Genomic DNA, 14,997 nt, shown 5'->3' on the forward strand with positions numbered 1-14,997 from the left:
TTAATGGAACTACAAGGCATTTGTCATAAAATGCATGCAGCGCTCAAAACGCATAGTGTAACTGATCAATCAACAAGCAAGGCAAATGTTGAATATAAATTTATATTAGATCGTTCAGAAACTGACCTTCCTTTTGTTTTAGGTCAAGAAATTGAGATCGAATGGACTGGCAATATCTTTTGTACCTCTTGTGGCGCAAAAACACCGAAGTCTTATTCGCAGGGTCATTGTTTTAAATGTTTTAAAACCAAGGCCGAATGTGACCTGTGTATCATGAAACCTGAAACCTGCCATTATCACTTGGGAACCTGTCGTGAAGACCAGTTCGCACATGATGTTTGTTTCCAGCCACATATTGTGTATTTGGCCAATTCAAGTGCCTTAAAGATCGGGATTACCCGTATCGTCAATATGCCAACCCGTTGGTTAGATCAAGGGGCAACCCAAGCTTTACCCATTATGAAAGTCGGTTCACGTCGTTTGTCTGGGCATTTGGAAACGTTAATTGGGACACAAATCGCAGATAAAACCGACTGGCGCAAATTGCTGAAAGGTGAAGCTGAACCTTTAAATCTGCTCGAGCAACGTGATCAAATTCTTGAAGAATTCGCTCCGAAAATTCAAAGCATACGTGAAGAATTCAATCAGAACCTTGAATTTAACGAAAGCTTGGAATTCTTGGAAGATGAAACGCCACGTGAATTTATCTATCCCGTTGAGCATTATCCTGAAAAGATTAAATCGCTGAATTTGGATAAAACGCCTAAAATTCGTGGTGTATTACAAGGGATCAAAGGCCAATACTTATTATTTGATATTGGTGTAATCAATATCCGTAAATATACTGGTTACGAATTGATTCTTCGTGCTTAAACAATTCCAGAAAAAAGGTGGCTTAATTGCCACCTTTTTATTTAGCCTGCATTCAGACAATTGAGAATCGCCTGTACTGGATCTTCGGTATTACCCGAGATCAACTGTTTATGCATGCTCAAATGTTGCATCATTTGGATATGCGCCGTTTCATGATCCATTAATTTTTCAATTTCAGTGGCTAAATGTTGAGGCGTTGCATCGGCCTGAATCAATTCCTCAATCACTTTTTTACCAGCAATAATATTTGGTAATGAATAGTACGGAATTTTGACCATGAACTTCGCAATCAGATAGGTCAACCAATTCAACTTATAAAAAGTCACCATTGGACGATGCAATAACATTGCTTCAAGAGTCGCCGTACCAGAAGCCAAAGCCACAATATCACTGGCATTCATCACCATACGGCCAATTTTTGACTCGGCATCGCTATTTTCCAGAACATGAATTTTAGATTCCAGGCTGGTATCTAGATTTTGAATGCCCTGTTCAATCTGATGCTTGCGCGCATCATTAATTGCGGGGATTAAAAACTCCAGATCAGGATGCTTCCGATGAAGAATTTCAGCAGCACCCGTGAGCAGTGGCAGCAATCGTTCAATTTCACCACGGCGACTTCCTGGTAATAAAGCAATATGGGTTTTATGTGCTGACAAGCCCAATTGATGCTTGGCTTCAGTAATCGGATTTTTTAAAGGTAATTGTTTTGCCAATGGATGCCCAACAAAGGCCGCGGCAACCTCATAATTTTCATAAAAGGTTTTTTCAAATGGAAATAAACACAGAACCAAATCGATACTGCGTTTAATACCATGAACGCGACCTTGACGCCATGCCCACACCGATGGGCTGACATATTGCACGGTTTTTATCGGTAACTGTTTTTCTTTAATGGTTTTAGAGAGACGTAAATTAAAATCGGGTGCATCAATACCAATGAAGATATCAACGGGATGCTCTGTCCAGCGTTCAACTAAACCGTCACGCACAGCAAACAGTTTTTTTAAATCTTTAAGGACTTCAACAATTCCCATCACTGAAAGAATTTCCATCGGATAATAACTGTGAAATCCTTCAGCAATCATTTGTGGACCACCAATACCCTCAAATTCAGCATCGATGCCTTGTTCGCGAAAACTGCGCATGAGTTTCACTCCTAGAGTATCTCCAGAAACTTCCCCCACCACGATACCAATTTTTAGTTTTTGCTTTAACAAGACCCACGCCCCACAGAAATGTTTAAATGATTCTAACAGAATGATTTTACATCGAATCACCCTGAACCGTGCAAATTGTTCATGATTGGTGAACATTAGTTCTGATCTAAGATGACATTTATTATTTAAAATACAATCTAGATTTACGATGAATGAAGAATTGATTGAGATTCCGCTAAGATTTAATATAAACAAGAATCATTTCCATATGTGATTTATTTCTCCCTTCTTTTGCTTCAAGACCCTTTATGGCTAAATCTGCATCTATTTCGCTTGTCTACCGACTGAGCATTTTTTATCGCTTTGTGCTGAGCTTTGTTCTTGGCTATGTGTGCATGATGTATTTGAGCCTTGGACTCGGTTCATTGTTTAGCCATCTATTAGACAAGGCAGAGGCAATCTATCTTGCGGCATTTATTTCAATTCTATTTTATCTAGCCTTTATCATTTTGAGTTTTTGCGCACATTCACTGTGGAAACTCAGCTTGACTAGTCTGGTTTTGACAGGCGCTTTGTTTGGCTTATCTGTGGGTTTAAATTAAAAATGCAAAATAAAGGCGTTCGCCAATCAATGGCATGGTTGCATGCGTGGACAGGCTTAATTTTTGGCTGGCTTTTATTTGCCATTTTCCTAATGGGTACCAGTTCCTATTATCGCCATCAGATTAATCTATGGATGCAACCACAGCTGGCGCAATATCAAGTTAATCAAGATACTGCTATTCATACAGCAACGGATTATTTAGCTAAAAATGCGACTGATGCCAAATCTTGGTATCTCAATATTGCCAATCATGAAGAACCGGTCAATAAAATGTATTGGCAACAAGCCAGCGGTGGCTATGAAAGTCGTAGCTTAGATGCCAATACGGGGCAAGAGCTAAAACTCTCAGCGACTCAAGGCGGAGATTTCTTTTATAACTTTCATTTTCAGCTTTATGGTGTTCCCATCATGGTCGGACGGCTGATTGCCTGTCTCGCTGCCTTTATTATGCTGATTGCTTTGGTCTCTGGGATTATCACGCATAAGAAGATCTTTACCGATTTCTTTACCCTCAGAACCTTTAAATCGCAACGCTCATGGTTGGACTTCCATAATGTCTCCTCTGTACTGGCCTTGCCCTTTTTCCTGACCATTACTTTTACAGGATTGGCGATTTTCTTCTATCTGTACTTGCCTTGGGGCATGCAAAAGCTTTATCCAGAGAACCCTTTTCAATATTTTACTGAAATCAGAACTACTGAAAAAAGCACAACGCATCAAGCTGAACCTAAAAAAGCAGAAATGTTGCCGATTGGCAGCTTATTAGAAAAAGTAAAACAACAATGGGGAGATCAAGCCTTAGCATCGATTGAGGTCAAAAACCCAAATACAGACCACGCCATCATTACCTTTAAGCAATTAGAAGATCGTTCGATTACCTTAAATCAGGCACAAATCACCTTTGATGGACAGGGCAATATATTAGCTAATACCCGAAATGAAAGTGCTGTTGCGACCTTAAATGCGGGTGTTTATGGCCTACATATGGCGACTTTTGCTCAACCGATACTGCGCTTCGCTTTCTTTTGTTCGGGAATTCTAGGTTGCTTAATGATTGCGTCTGGCCTATTGCTCTGGAGCTTAAAACGTCAGATTCAAAACAAATCTGATCAATTCCACTTTGGCTATTATTTGGTGGATCGTTTAAATGTTGCAGCCTTTGTCGGCCTTCCTACGGCAATGCTCGGCTATCTATTCGCCAATCGATTGGTCCATATCACTGAAACTACACCCAACTATGAAATTTATACATTTTTCTGCGTGTGGGGACTGAGTTTTATCATCGCTTTATTGACGAAAAAACAATATTTATGGAAGTCACAGATCTGCATTTTCGGCTTGATTGCTTTGGTTCTACCTGTCTATAACTTGGTATATTTGATTCAACATCAGTTAATAACTGATTTACACAGCTATTGGATATTCTTGCGAATTGATTTGTTCCTGCTGGTCTGTGCCCTATTTGCTGCGTTTATTTTTAGAAATATCCAGCCGATTCAAGCGAAATCCGTTCAAAAAATTAAAACTAAGTTAGCGAAACAACTGGAGGTCAACGCATGATTCTGTTGAGCCTTGTATTGACCTTAATCGGGATGTTGTTGCTGTATAAATGTAGCGTCAAGCAAATCAGTAAAGCTAAGCAACAGGTTTTCATTCGCTATCAAACACACCTGAGGGTCTTAGCTTATCTCTGTTTTTTAATTTCAGGTAGTTTACTCTGCCTCACTTTTGGCAGTTCAATTGGCTTTATCAGTTGGTGGATCTTCGCCACACCCGTGACCTTTGTGTTGGTATTATCTGTGAATGAGCTGAAGCCTACAAAGAAATAAAGATGCAACGTCTCAAAGGCTAAATTTTATCTATGTCATTAATGCGAGTTAACGTCGAGATATAGACTCGTCAGCCAATACTTTTAATTCGGATGCGTCTATAAGTAACTTACGTAGCAAATCTAGAATTGGATCAGCTTCTATTATTTCGCCTTTAATTTGTGCAATCTGTACAGAATGCCACTCCGTTGAAAGTTCCTCATCTTCAAACTCACAAGAACATACGATGAGATAACTTCTACCAACGACGTTAAGCACAAAGTCCCATCCATGATCTTCAGCATAAATATCTTTGCAGGAAATTTGTTGTAGAATTAACCTTTCACGCAGCCAAACTGCGAATTCATCCCCTCCTATGAGTTCATTAATCGCATCAGGACGGGGTGCCACACCTTTAAAAATATCTGTTTCGATCTCAAATAGATGATGGAAATACATAAATTAACGCTCTTTATATACTTATTGTATGATTGCTTAACATCGGTGACCTAAGCTCTATTAAGGAATTATGAATAACTAAGCGACATTCCCTTTGTTCAATAATTTTAGTCTAGTCATGTATAAAAACAATTTTTATATTTTATTTAATTGATTCGCACCTTTTGAAAAAACGACTTATCTTTAAATATATTCATACAAAACAAAAACTTGATTAAACAATCCTAAATTAATCTACATTTTCCATTTTATTTTTTTGGCATCATCCGTTAACAATTAAGTTCTTATTTATTAGTTTTATTTTGATAGACCTGCATGATGAACACAGACTAAAAAGCTTAATCACTTTCTTTATATTTTTCGCAACAGCTATCCTCGACTCCTCAAGGATAGCTTTATTACTTAAAAATTAATGCCCGTGATGGCTATGGTCTTCCTGAGCAGCCGTTTTATCTTTGTCATCACAACATTTCATCTTTTTTTCACAGCACTCTTTTTTATTAGCAGCCTCTTTTTCCTTACAACAATCACTTGCAGCAAAAGCAGGTACAGTCGTGGCCAATAAGAGTGTTGAAAGCAATACGGTTTTAATATTAAACATCATCATGTCCTTGAAATAAAAATAAAAAATTTGAATTTATAAAAACAGGACATGATTTGGAGGACGATAAGGTAACTGATAAATGCCTAAAGTCAGTTGATCTAGATAAGCTGAATTTGCTGTTTTAATGGATTGTATGCTTCGTTCAATGGAATGATGGCTGTGTTCAAATGTTGCAGCAACACAGCACAGACTCTTTTGACAGTGTGATGTATCCATTTTGCCACTGTCCATACGGTCATGCTTCGTCATCGGAGACATTCCACAATCCGACATTGCAGCATGATTTGTCATGACGTGCTCTACGACAGGTTGATTTACTTCAGACACAGCCATTGCATAGCTATTGGTGATAAAACACATAGCAATCAGCAATGAAATGAGGCTTCGAATAAAGATAGACATAGAGCGAAATGATCAAACATACAATCCGTGTATGAATCTCAAAATAAACCAATCACAGTTCATAAAGCAAGCTGATCTGAATAAAGATGATGTAAAAAGCTAGAAATTTAGCTTTCTTTAGCTTTTTTTTGCATAAGCAAATCATTATTCATCACAACGAGTTATCTAAAAAAAGCATAAGATATGCTGATTTTTGCATAATTAGGCATATTGTCGATGTTTGGTCCTATAGAATTTATTATGGCTGGGGTATTGGTTGGCTTCTGTGTCGGTATCACAGGTGTCGGTGGTGGTTCATTGATGACCCCAATCCTGATTAGCCTATTTAAGATCGAACCGCATATTGCCATTGGTACTGATCTACTTTATGCCTCAATCTCAAAATTCTGTGGCTCAGTGGTTCATGCCAAAAAACTGAATATTGTCTGGCCAATTGTACTTTGGCTGTCTTTGGGAAGTATTCCTGCCTCTTTTGTAACCTCTTGGGTACTTGAACATTATCTCAGTCAGTCCACCCATTATAAAGCGGTATTGACCATGGTCTTGGGCTTTATGCTGACCTTGACCGGTATCTCAATTGTGTTCCGTGCGCAAATTGAAAAGTTCTTTGACAAATTCCGTAACCGTGAACAAGCGGATATGGAAAGTGAACAGCATGCATTGCAACACAAACGTCATTACATTGTGATTATGGGTATTGTGCTCGGTATCTTTGTAACCTTGTCTTCTGTGGGTGCAGGTGCCTTCGGTATCATGGCCTTAGTCCTAATGTTCCCGAATCTTCCTATGATTCGTATCATTGGTTCAGACGTAGTACATGCGGTATTACTGACAGCAGTTGCTGGCCTAAGCCATATGTCTTCCGGTAATGTCGACTTTACCCTGTTAATGTGGTTGTTGGTGGGTTCAATTCCAGCCATTATTGTCGGTACACTCATCAGCTCACGTATGCCAGAACGTCTGATCCGTAAAGTTCTAGGCATTACCCTATTTGCTTTGGGTGTGAACTTCATGGTGAACCCAATTAAGGCGAAACCAAAGCCAGTTGAAACACATCAAGCGATTGTGATTCAGCAAACAAAGCACGTAACAACAACTGTTTAAGCGTTACAATGCCGATTATTTCTACATAAATTATGCTTTTCGCTAGTTAATCAATCGGCATTTCATGCTATATTCGTAGACAAAATAACCTTTTCTTTCGATTGAATTTGTGACAGCAATGAATACTCTACAGTCAAATCCAGTTTCTCAGCCAGATATCGACGACGTTAATATTAAAAGCATTCAAACTTTGATTACCCCAGCAGAACTGAAAGCTGACCTCCCTTTATCTGATGCTGCTTCTCAAACTGTGTTACAAGGACGTGCAACTGTACGTAACATTTTAGATGGCAACGACAAACGCTTGTTTGTCGTGATTGGCCCTTGTTCGATTCACGATCCTAAAGCTGCACATGAATATGCTGATCGCCTCAAGGTTCTCAGCGAAAAAGTAAAAGACACCTTATATCTAGTCATGCGTGTTTATTTTGAAAAACCACGTACTACAGTTGGTTGGAAAGGTTTAATCAACGACCCTGATATGAATGACTCTTTCAATATTGAAAAAGGTTTGCATATCGGTCGTGGATTACTAATTGATTTGAATGAAAAAGGTTTGCCATGTGCCACTGAGGCACTTGATCCAAACTCACCACAATACTATCAAGATTTGATTTCATGGTCTGCAATTGGTGCACGTACTACGGAAAGCCAAACCCACCGTGAAATGTCATCAGGCTTATCTTCTCCTGTTGGCTTTAAAAACGGTACCGATGGTGGTTTAACCGTTGCGACCAATGCGATGCAATCTGTTAAACATGGTCACAGCTTCTTGGGCCTGAATGAAAGCGGTCAAGTTGCGATTATCAATACCAAAGGTAACCCATACGCACACGTGGTATTACGTGGTGGTAATGGCAAGCCTAACTATGATGCAACTTCAGTTGCAGAAGCGGAAGCAGCTTTGGCAAAAGCTAAAGTCAGCAACAAGATCATGATTGATACCAGTCATGCCAACTCAAACAAAGACCCGTACTTACAACCTTTGGTTTTGAAAAACATCACGGAACAAATCCTTGATGGTAACAAATCAATCGTTGGAATTATGGTTGAGAGTCACTTAAAAGGTGGTCGTCAGGATATTCCTGAAAACCTATGTGATCTTGAATACGGTAAATCAGTAACTGATGGCTGTATCGATTGGGAAACTACTGAAAAAGCATTGCTCGAAATGCATGAAGCATTGAAAGACGTCTTACCAACACGTTAATTCGATCTTTTAACTGCAATGAATACAGGCTCTTGTGAGCCTGTTTTTTTGTTCATCAATTCAGCTAGCTTGCACAAACGTACAATACAGCCCATAGCACTTTGCCCTATTTTGATCATCCTTTGTTATTGATTCATTTAGGTTGGTCATGGAAATTTTTCTTTATACCTTAAGTGTGATGTACAGCCCTGGTCCTGTGAACTTTATGGGATTAAATGCTGGGCTAACAGGACAGTTCTCCCGAACATTGGGCTTTTTTGCTGGTGTGGGTTGTTCCATGCTGATGCTATTTGTTGTATTTGGTTATGCCGGTGCAGCATTGATTCCCCATGCGTATTTGCATTTTATTGCCTTGATCGGGGCGCTTTATACCTTTTATATCGCCTATAAAATGATGACAGCGCATACCGAATTAAAAACAGATCAAACCCAACATAAAAGCCTCAACTTTTGGAATGGTTTCTGGATTCAAAGCCTGAATCCGAAAGCGATTTTGGTGATTTTACCTGTGACCACCATTATGTACCCTGCTGCACATATCACTGGCAGCTTGATTCTGATTGTTTCATTACTCATTTCTCTCGGTGCAGCGGGTGCTCCATTGCTTTATTCATTGGCTGGATCAGTAATTGGCAAAAAATTGAGTAATCCAATTTGGCTCAATCATCTAAATAAAATACTGGGTATCTTCTTAATTATTTCAGGTCTATTTATGTTGAGTGATTTCGTAAAAGCTATGCATCTTATTTAAAGCATTTTTAGTCGCAAGCACAGCTTATTGCTGATGTGTATAAATCTCTTTCCATCTTGCTGGGGTAATTCCAAAAGCTTTGCTAAAATGCCGAGTCATATGGCTTTGGTCAAAAAAACCAGCAATGATGGCGGCCTGCGTCAGCGACTCTCCATACATCAAACACCTTTTCACGATATCTAGCCGACGCATGGTCATATAACGATGCGGGCTAGTGCCAAATAGCAGTCTAAAATCACGAGAAAGACTCCAACGATCACGTTGGATATTCTGTTCTAAATCATCCAGACTGATGTTCTGATCCAGTGAAGCGTGAATAAACTCTCTGGCTCGCTCTGCCGCAATATAATCATAGCGTTGCCGCGAGCGTACAGGCTGACCTGCAACTTCATACAAGGTTGTCGCCAAATCATACAAAGCATCTTCTTCTTCTAAAAGATCCAATGGGTCCTGCATATTTTGCAAAAGTGTATGGGTAACACGATAAAGCCGTGGATCATCACTCAGTCCATGTTTGAAAAAAGGCAGCGGCTTGCCTTTCATGATCTTTTGAATCAATGCAGGTTCAACGTACATCATTCTGTAGTGAAAGCCGTCTTGAGTCCCCGCACTGCCATCATGTTTTTCATCTGGATGCAATACCATGGTCATGCCATGCTGACTATGTCGGACTTCACCACGATAATGAAAACTTTGTACACCAGACAGGGTTCGACCAATCGCAAAGGTATCATGTTGGTGTGGTTCATATGCATGATCAGAAAAGAAAGCTTCAATCCTTTCCAAGCGATCGCTCTCAGAAGCCCGAACAATCCAATCGGAATGATTTGCCATTTTTGACATGCCGATCTGCCTATAAATTATTGAATTCAGCAGTCTCAGAATACCTTAATTTTGCTTTGATCTATAAGTCATTTTTTGATTATACTGCTGCCACATTTCTCCTACGACGTATCGCTGATATGAAGTCCAGTTTTCGTCAACATTTGCTTAAGTGGCGTGCCTATTTTGGCGCGATTACTTTGCTATGTTTACTCTGGCATATCTTCCTACCAACGATGGTTCATACAGGCGTCGTACCTGCACTTTATGCAATGCCAAGCCATTGCCAAGTCACAGAAATTCAAAATGTCTCGTTGATGTCACAGACACATTCAGGTCATCATCAACATAGCATGCACGACATGCATCACGGACCGCAGCTACAGCATGCCAAACATGCCCAGCTCAGTGAATATGCACAACAAGTATATGCACTGGCGGGCCAAATCATGAAGCATTGTCCTTTATGCTCACATGGTTTAGATGCCGCTGCGATCGTCCCGCTGATTGCATTCATTATTATATTTCTACTGGCTTGGTTCAGTCGCGTTCGCTGCCTGTGCCATACGTGGACAGAAGATCTGCACATCGCCCGCATCTTCTATATTTTTCCAATCAAACAAGCCCCGCCACTGGCTTTATAAATCGCAAATTTTACTTCGTGCCCCGTAAATAACGGTGGTGCGTCCTTAGTTATTGCTTTTATAGAGTTCAAAATGAATACTCAATTCCGTTTGTCTGTATTAACGGCTGCGTGCCTGTCTGTTGGCTATAGTTCTGCTACTTTTGCTGAAACTGCACCGTCTGATACCACCAAAACCTTAGCCACCATTGTTGTCACCGCAAGTCGTGAAGGTGAATCGATTAATAATACCCCTGCTGCGATCAGTAAAATGAATAGCAAGGACATTGAAGATAAACATGCAACCTTTATTGGACAGGTGCTGAATCAAACCCCAGGTGTGTTGATGAATGACTTGGGCAATGAACAGCATATGATGTCTATTCGCCAGCCGATTACCACAGCAGCCGTTTATCAATATTTAGAAGATGGTGTTTCGATTCGTCCCGTGGGTGTGTTTAACCACAATGCCTTATATGAAGTGAATTTGGCGGGCATTGATAGCATCGAAATTTTACGCGGTCCTGCCAGTAGCTTATATGGCAGCAATGCGATTGGTGGAACCATTAATTTCCTCACCAAAGCACCGAGTACTACACCCACAGCCGACCTTGGCATCAGTGCCAGTTCTGAAGGATATCGCCGTGTCGATGTCGGTGCATCGAATAGCTTTGATAGCGCATGGGGCGAGCATGGGTTAAGGCTTTCAGCCTATGCCAGTGATCGTGGTGATAGCTGGCAAGACCATGCTGAAAGCAATAAACAGAGTGTGACACTCAGACATGACTGGCATATCTCTGATGCCACCCAAATCAAAAATGTCCTCAGCTATAACCATTTAAAAGCGGATATGACCGGTAGCTTAAATCTGGATGATTATCGCAAACGTCCTGGATACAGCTACCAAACTTTTACCTATCGTGAAGTTGATGCCACACGGCTTTCTTCTCAAATTAGCCATCAATGGAATGATCAGCAACAAAGCCAAGTCACCTTATATTATCGTGACAATACCACCGAGCAAAACCCAAGTTATAACATCCGTACTGATGTTAAAAATGGCAAGCCAACTGGCACTTATAGCGGACAAACCACCTATAATGCGTTTCAGTCCTATGGCTTAAATGCTCAGCATTCAGCGACATTTGATCAGGTCAAACTGATTGTTGGGGCGATGGCTGACCATTCTCCCAACCAAGCCAGAACCAATGATATTCAGGTGTTCCGAGACCCGAATACCTTGGTATATACCGGTTATCAACAACGCCAGCGCTTACGCGACTTTAATGTAGACGTCAATAACCAAGCCCTCTATGCGCAAGCCAATTGGCAAGTGTTACCAACTTTAAATTTAGTTGGTGGTGCACGCTATGACTGGATCAGTTATGACTATGAAAATAAATTAATTCCATCAAAAACCACAGGCGCACCGAATGAGAAACGTGATTTTCATAAAGCCAGCCCGCAAATCGGTTTTGTCTGGAACATCACGCCAGCAATTGATCTTTATAGCAATTGGTCACAGGGTTTTGTACCGCCAGAGGTGAGCAGTTTATACGGGGCGAATCTGGTGACACCAGACTTGAAAGAAGCCACATTTAATAATATCGATGCAGGTCTGCGCTTTAAATTATTCGATGATCGCTTAGATGGTGAAATCACCCTATATCGCTTAGAAGGCGAAGATGAAGTGATGAGCTATACCAAGCCAGATAACACCCGCGAGCCACGCAATGCAGGCAAAACCTTACATCAGGGAATTGAAATTGGGGGAACATGGAAACTCAGTGATTTATATGATCAGCGCTTAAAACTCTCAGGCAGTGTGGCCAAACATGAATATCAGCAGTTTCAACCGTCGAGTGTTTTAGATTATAGCGGCAACACCATGCCAAGTGCGCCTAAAACATTTGGTACGCTTGAATACCAGATCAAACCAATACCTGAGCTATTACTCTCTGCAGAAGCGGTTTATGTCGGTTCTTACTGGATTAATGATGCCAATACGGAAAAGTATGATGGCCATACTTTGCTGAATCTGCGCGCCAATTACCGTAAAAATGCTTATGAAATCTATGGGCAAATCCTGAATGCCACAGATCAACATTATGCGGAAAGTACTTCGTTTAGTAATAACCAAGTCAGTTATACCCCAGCTGCACCACGCACCTATTTATTAGGTTTACGTTATCATTTTGGGAAATAAGCAATGAATGCCAAACAACTGAAAAGACTATTGTCATTGCACCGTAGTTTTGGGATGGTGTTGGGCGTTCTCGTTTTACTTTGGTCTTTAACAGGTGTGTTGCATCCGATGATGAGTGCAACACAACCTCAGCCTGTGAAACGAATGCCACCAGCTCAACAATTGGATTTAACACAAGCCTTAGCAGCAACGGATGTTCTGAAGCAACATCAAATCGCGCAATTTTCAGCCTTACAGGTGATTGAATTAGAAAATCAGCAGATTGCTTATCGCATATTACAGCCCAACCAAAAGATTGCTGAATACTATGATAGTCAGACCAGTCAATTGCTGATTAATGCCGAACAACAAGATGCCGAGCGTTTAGCGCGCTGGTACACGGGTCTCTCCCAACAAGAAATCATATCCAGTCAAATCATCACCGCATTCAGCGATGATTATCCAAGCGTCAATCGTTTACTGCCTGTTTGGCGTGTTGATTTTCAGAATGGTTTGCGTGCCTATGTCGATCCTTCACAAGCACGGCTAGCCACGCTGTCTAATGATCAAAAGATGTGGATGGCAAGAATATTCCGCTTAGGTCATACCTGGACATGGGGTGATCAAGCTTGGACAGGTCAAACTATTCTCATGCAAATGGCTTTGATTGGCGTACTGTGCATGCTTTTTATGGGGATTGGCTTATTCTTTAAGATTCATAATCGGCGCAATCACCGTCTAGGGCAAAAACCGATCCGATTTCTACATCGCTATTTAGGTATCAGTTTAAGTGTCTTTATTCTGCTTTGGGTGTTCAGTGGTTTCTATCATATCTGGCAAAAAAAGCCCGATATTAAAAACATTCAACCTGTTTTCCATACGGCAGATCTAAGTACCAAAGCATGGCAGCAGGTCACTCAGCAGCCCATTCAACGTCTGGATCTGGTTCCAACTACCTTTATTAGCCAGACACATACTCGTGCTGCATGGATGATTCAAGCCGTCGGACAAGCTCCTTTACAAGGCAGCATGACGGCAGCAAGCAAAGCGCATGATCATCACTCGACCAAAACAGCAACCCCCGCGATTCAGTTTGTAGATGCAGGTAATGGTAAAGCGCTTGATATTCTCGAACAAAGCAAACAATTAGCTACTAGCTACTTAGATTTAAAGCCAGAGCAGATTAAACAATCCACATGGGTGACAAGTTTTGGAGGAGAATATGGGTTTATCAACAAACGCTTACCCGTGATCAAGGTTGAAACTCGGTTAGAGAATCAACTCAGACTGTATATTGAACCGAGCAGCGGTGTGATTGCAGCTCAGGTCACACAACAAGATGCCTTAGAAGGATTTAGTTTTGCTTATTTGCATAAATGGACATGGTTGCCGATAGATAAAACGCTTCGAGATATCATTCTAGCTACGATTGCAGCACTGGTTGCCTTACTCGCTGTGTTGGGTTTCTGGGTTCAACTGCATAAACGCTAACATCACTCAAAGTGATCCTTCTGTTTACAGGAGGATCACGCCAATCCAAGTGATCAATTTTTTTAAATAATATAGAACGAGGCAATCACAGCACTGAGGAGCACACCCGTTTCAGCCAGCTCAATTGCAGCGCCTACAGTATCTCCAGTCATCCCGCCGATTCGTTTAATGAATAATGATCGCATATAAAAAAGCAGCACTAAAAAAACCAGTAAAGCAATTAACCCAAGCCATTCAAACACACAAAGCAATGCTATTGTAATGACAAGAACTATCCAAAGTTGTTTTTTTGGCATAAAATCTGCCATAGAACGGCCTAAGCCTTGAGCACGTACATAAGGCGTAGTAAGGAATAAAAACAGTGGCACACTGCGCCCAAGCATAGGCAAGACGATTAAAAAAACAGCCATTTGTTGTTCAAGCAAAACGTATAAAGCTACAAATTTCAGCAAGCAGACGACAACTAAACTCAGCACCCCGATTGGACCACATGCAGGGTCCTTCATGATTTTCAAGGTTCGTTCAGGATCACCAAATCCACCGACCCATGCGTCGGCTGTATCTGCTAAACCATCCAGATGTATTCCACCTGTCAGCCAAATCCAGAGTACGAGAATCACTGCCGCACTCAAGATGATCGGAAGCTTTGCCAATAGCATTGCGGAAGCAAACAAAATCAACCCAAGCAATAAACCTACCAAAGGATAAAACAGCATGGCCTGGCCATTCTGTTTTGCGCTTGGCATCGTTTTGAGTTCAATTGGTAAAACAGTCAAAAACTGCAAGGCAATCCAAAAAGGTGTCATGCAACCTCTCAATGACAACAGGTTTATCATGCATGGATTATGAAGAAATAAAATTGGGAATAGCAAGCTATTCCCAAATGAAAAGGCTGAATATCT

At 40.9% G+C, this 14,997-nt stretch carries 16 protein-coding genes; 10 read left to right on the forward strand and 6 right to left on the reverse strand.

What is annotated here, in order from left to right; genetic code table 11:
- Nucleotides 1–3: 3 nt before the first annotated feature.
- Entirely contained in the window at nt 4–873 is an 870-nt protein-coding gene (locus A7P54_RS06755) for a DUF2797 domain-containing protein (protein WP_004653389.1), read from the forward strand.
- Nucleotides 874–914: 41 nt separating this feature from the next.
- On the opposite strand, the gene lpxB is transcribed toward A7P54_RS06755, so the two are convergent.
- On the reverse strand, nt 915–2,093 hold the full coding sequence (lpxB, locus tag A7P54_RS06760; RefSeq protein WP_171549079.1) for a lipid-A-disaccharide synthase: 1,179 nt from the start codon (nt 2,091–2,093) through the stop codon (nt 915–917).
- Nucleotides 2,094–2,341: 248 nt separating this feature from the next.
- Here lpxB and A7P54_RS06765 point away from each other — a divergent pair, with 248 nt between their 5' ends.
- Genes A7P54_RS06765 through A7P54_RS06775 form a run of 3 tightly spaced genes read left to right on the forward strand, consistent with a single transcriptional unit; the run spans nt 2,342 to nt 4,466 of the window.
- On the forward strand, nt 2,342–2,635 hold the full coding sequence (locus tag A7P54_RS06765) for a hypothetical protein (protein ID WP_171549080.1): 294 nt from the start codon (nt 2,342–2,344) through the stop codon (nt 2,633–2,635).
- Nucleotides 2,636–2,637: 2 nt separating this feature from the next.
- A complete protein-coding gene (locus A7P54_RS06770; RefSeq protein ID WP_171549081.1) occupies nt 2,638–4,197 on the forward strand; it encodes a PepSY-associated TM helix domain-containing protein in 1,560 nt (519 codons plus the stop codon).
- Complete coding sequence (locus tag A7P54_RS06775; RefSeq protein WP_004807276.1) at nt 4,194–4,466, forward strand: hypothetical protein; 273 nt, start codon at nt 4,194–4,196, stop codon at nt 4,464–4,466. Before A7P54_RS06770 ends, A7P54_RS06775 begins: the two co-directional genes overlap by 4 nt.
- Nucleotides 4,467–4,514: 48 nt before the next feature.
- On the opposite strand, the gene A7P54_RS06780 is transcribed toward A7P54_RS06775, so the two are convergent.
- From A7P54_RS06780 to A7P54_RS06790, 3 genes are all read right to left on the reverse strand, one after another.
- Entirely contained in the window at nt 4,515–4,904 is a 390-nt protein-coding gene (locus tag A7P54_RS06780) for a hypothetical protein (RefSeq protein WP_004807279.1), read from the reverse strand.
- Nucleotides 4,905–5,313: 409 nt separating this feature from the next.
- Nucleotides 5,314–5,505, reverse strand: a complete 192-nt coding sequence (locus A7P54_RS06785; RefSeq protein ID WP_005188714.1) for a hypothetical protein — start codon at nt 5,503–5,505, stop codon at nt 5,314–5,316.
- A 36-nt stretch (nt 5,506–5,541) separates the two neighbouring features.
- Entirely contained in the window at nt 5,542–5,910 is a 369-nt protein-coding gene (locus A7P54_RS06790) for a hypothetical protein (protein WP_171549082.1), read from the reverse strand.
- Nucleotides 5,911–6,126: 216 nt separating this feature from the next.
- Between A7P54_RS06790 and A7P54_RS06795 the strand changes: the two genes are divergently transcribed.
- The 3 genes from A7P54_RS06795 (at nt 6,127) to A7P54_RS06805 (ending at nt 8,975) form a co-directional block, all read left to right on the forward strand.
- On the forward strand, nt 6,127–7,014 hold the full coding sequence (locus A7P54_RS06795) for a sulfite exporter TauE/SafE family protein (RefSeq protein WP_171549083.1): 888 nt from the start codon (nt 6,127–6,129) through the stop codon (nt 7,012–7,014).
- Nucleotides 7,015–7,132: 118 nt separating this feature from the next.
- Nucleotides 7,133–8,224, forward strand: a complete 1,092-nt coding sequence (locus tag A7P54_RS06800; protein ID WP_004807288.1) for a 3-deoxy-7-phosphoheptulonate synthase — start codon at nt 7,133–7,135, stop codon at nt 8,222–8,224.
- Nucleotides 8,225–8,372: 148 nt separating this feature from the next.
- Nucleotides 8,373–8,975, forward strand: coding sequence for a LysE family transporter (locus A7P54_RS06805; protein ID WP_171549084.1), 603 nt, complete (start codon nt 8,373–8,375; stop codon nt 8,973–8,975).
- A 24-nt stretch (nt 8,976–8,999) separates the two neighbouring features.
- Here A7P54_RS06805 and A7P54_RS06810 read toward each other — a convergent pair whose 3' ends face one another.
- Nucleotides 9,000–9,818, reverse strand: coding sequence for an AraC family transcriptional regulator (locus A7P54_RS06810; protein ID WP_171549085.1), 819 nt, complete (start codon nt 9,816–9,818; stop codon nt 9,000–9,002).
- 119 nt (nt 9,819–9,937) lie between these two features.
- Between A7P54_RS06810 and A7P54_RS06815 the strand changes: the two genes are divergently transcribed.
- The 3 genes from A7P54_RS06815 (at nt 9,938) to A7P54_RS06825 (ending at nt 14,095) form a co-directional block, all read left to right on the forward strand.
- A complete protein-coding gene (locus A7P54_RS06815) occupies nt 9,938–10,441 on the forward strand; it encodes a hypothetical protein (protein ID WP_171549086.1) in 504 nt (167 codons plus the stop codon).
- 72 nt (nt 10,442–10,513) lie between these two features.
- A complete protein-coding gene (locus A7P54_RS06820; RefSeq protein WP_171549087.1) occupies nt 10,514–12,625 on the forward strand; it encodes a TonB-dependent receptor in 2,112 nt (703 codons plus the stop codon).
- Nucleotides 12,626–12,628: 3 nt separating this feature from the next.
- Entirely contained in the window at nt 12,629–14,095 is a 1,467-nt protein-coding gene (locus A7P54_RS06825) for a PepSY domain-containing protein (protein WP_171549088.1), read from the forward strand.
- Between the two features lie 62 nt (nt 14,096–14,157).
- Here the strand turns inward: A7P54_RS06825 and A7P54_RS06830 are convergent, their stop codons facing one another.
- On the reverse strand, nt 14,158–14,901 hold the full coding sequence (locus tag A7P54_RS06830; RefSeq protein WP_171549089.1) for an adenosylcobinamide-GDP ribazoletransferase: 744 nt from the start codon (nt 14,899–14,901) through the stop codon (nt 14,158–14,160).
- Nucleotides 14,902–14,997: the final 96 nt, after the last annotated feature.

Source organism: Acinetobacter sp. Ac_3412, from assembly GCF_013072675.1.
Taxonomy (GTDB): Bacteria; Pseudomonadota; Gammaproteobacteria; order Pseudomonadales; family Moraxellaceae; genus Acinetobacter; species Acinetobacter higginsii.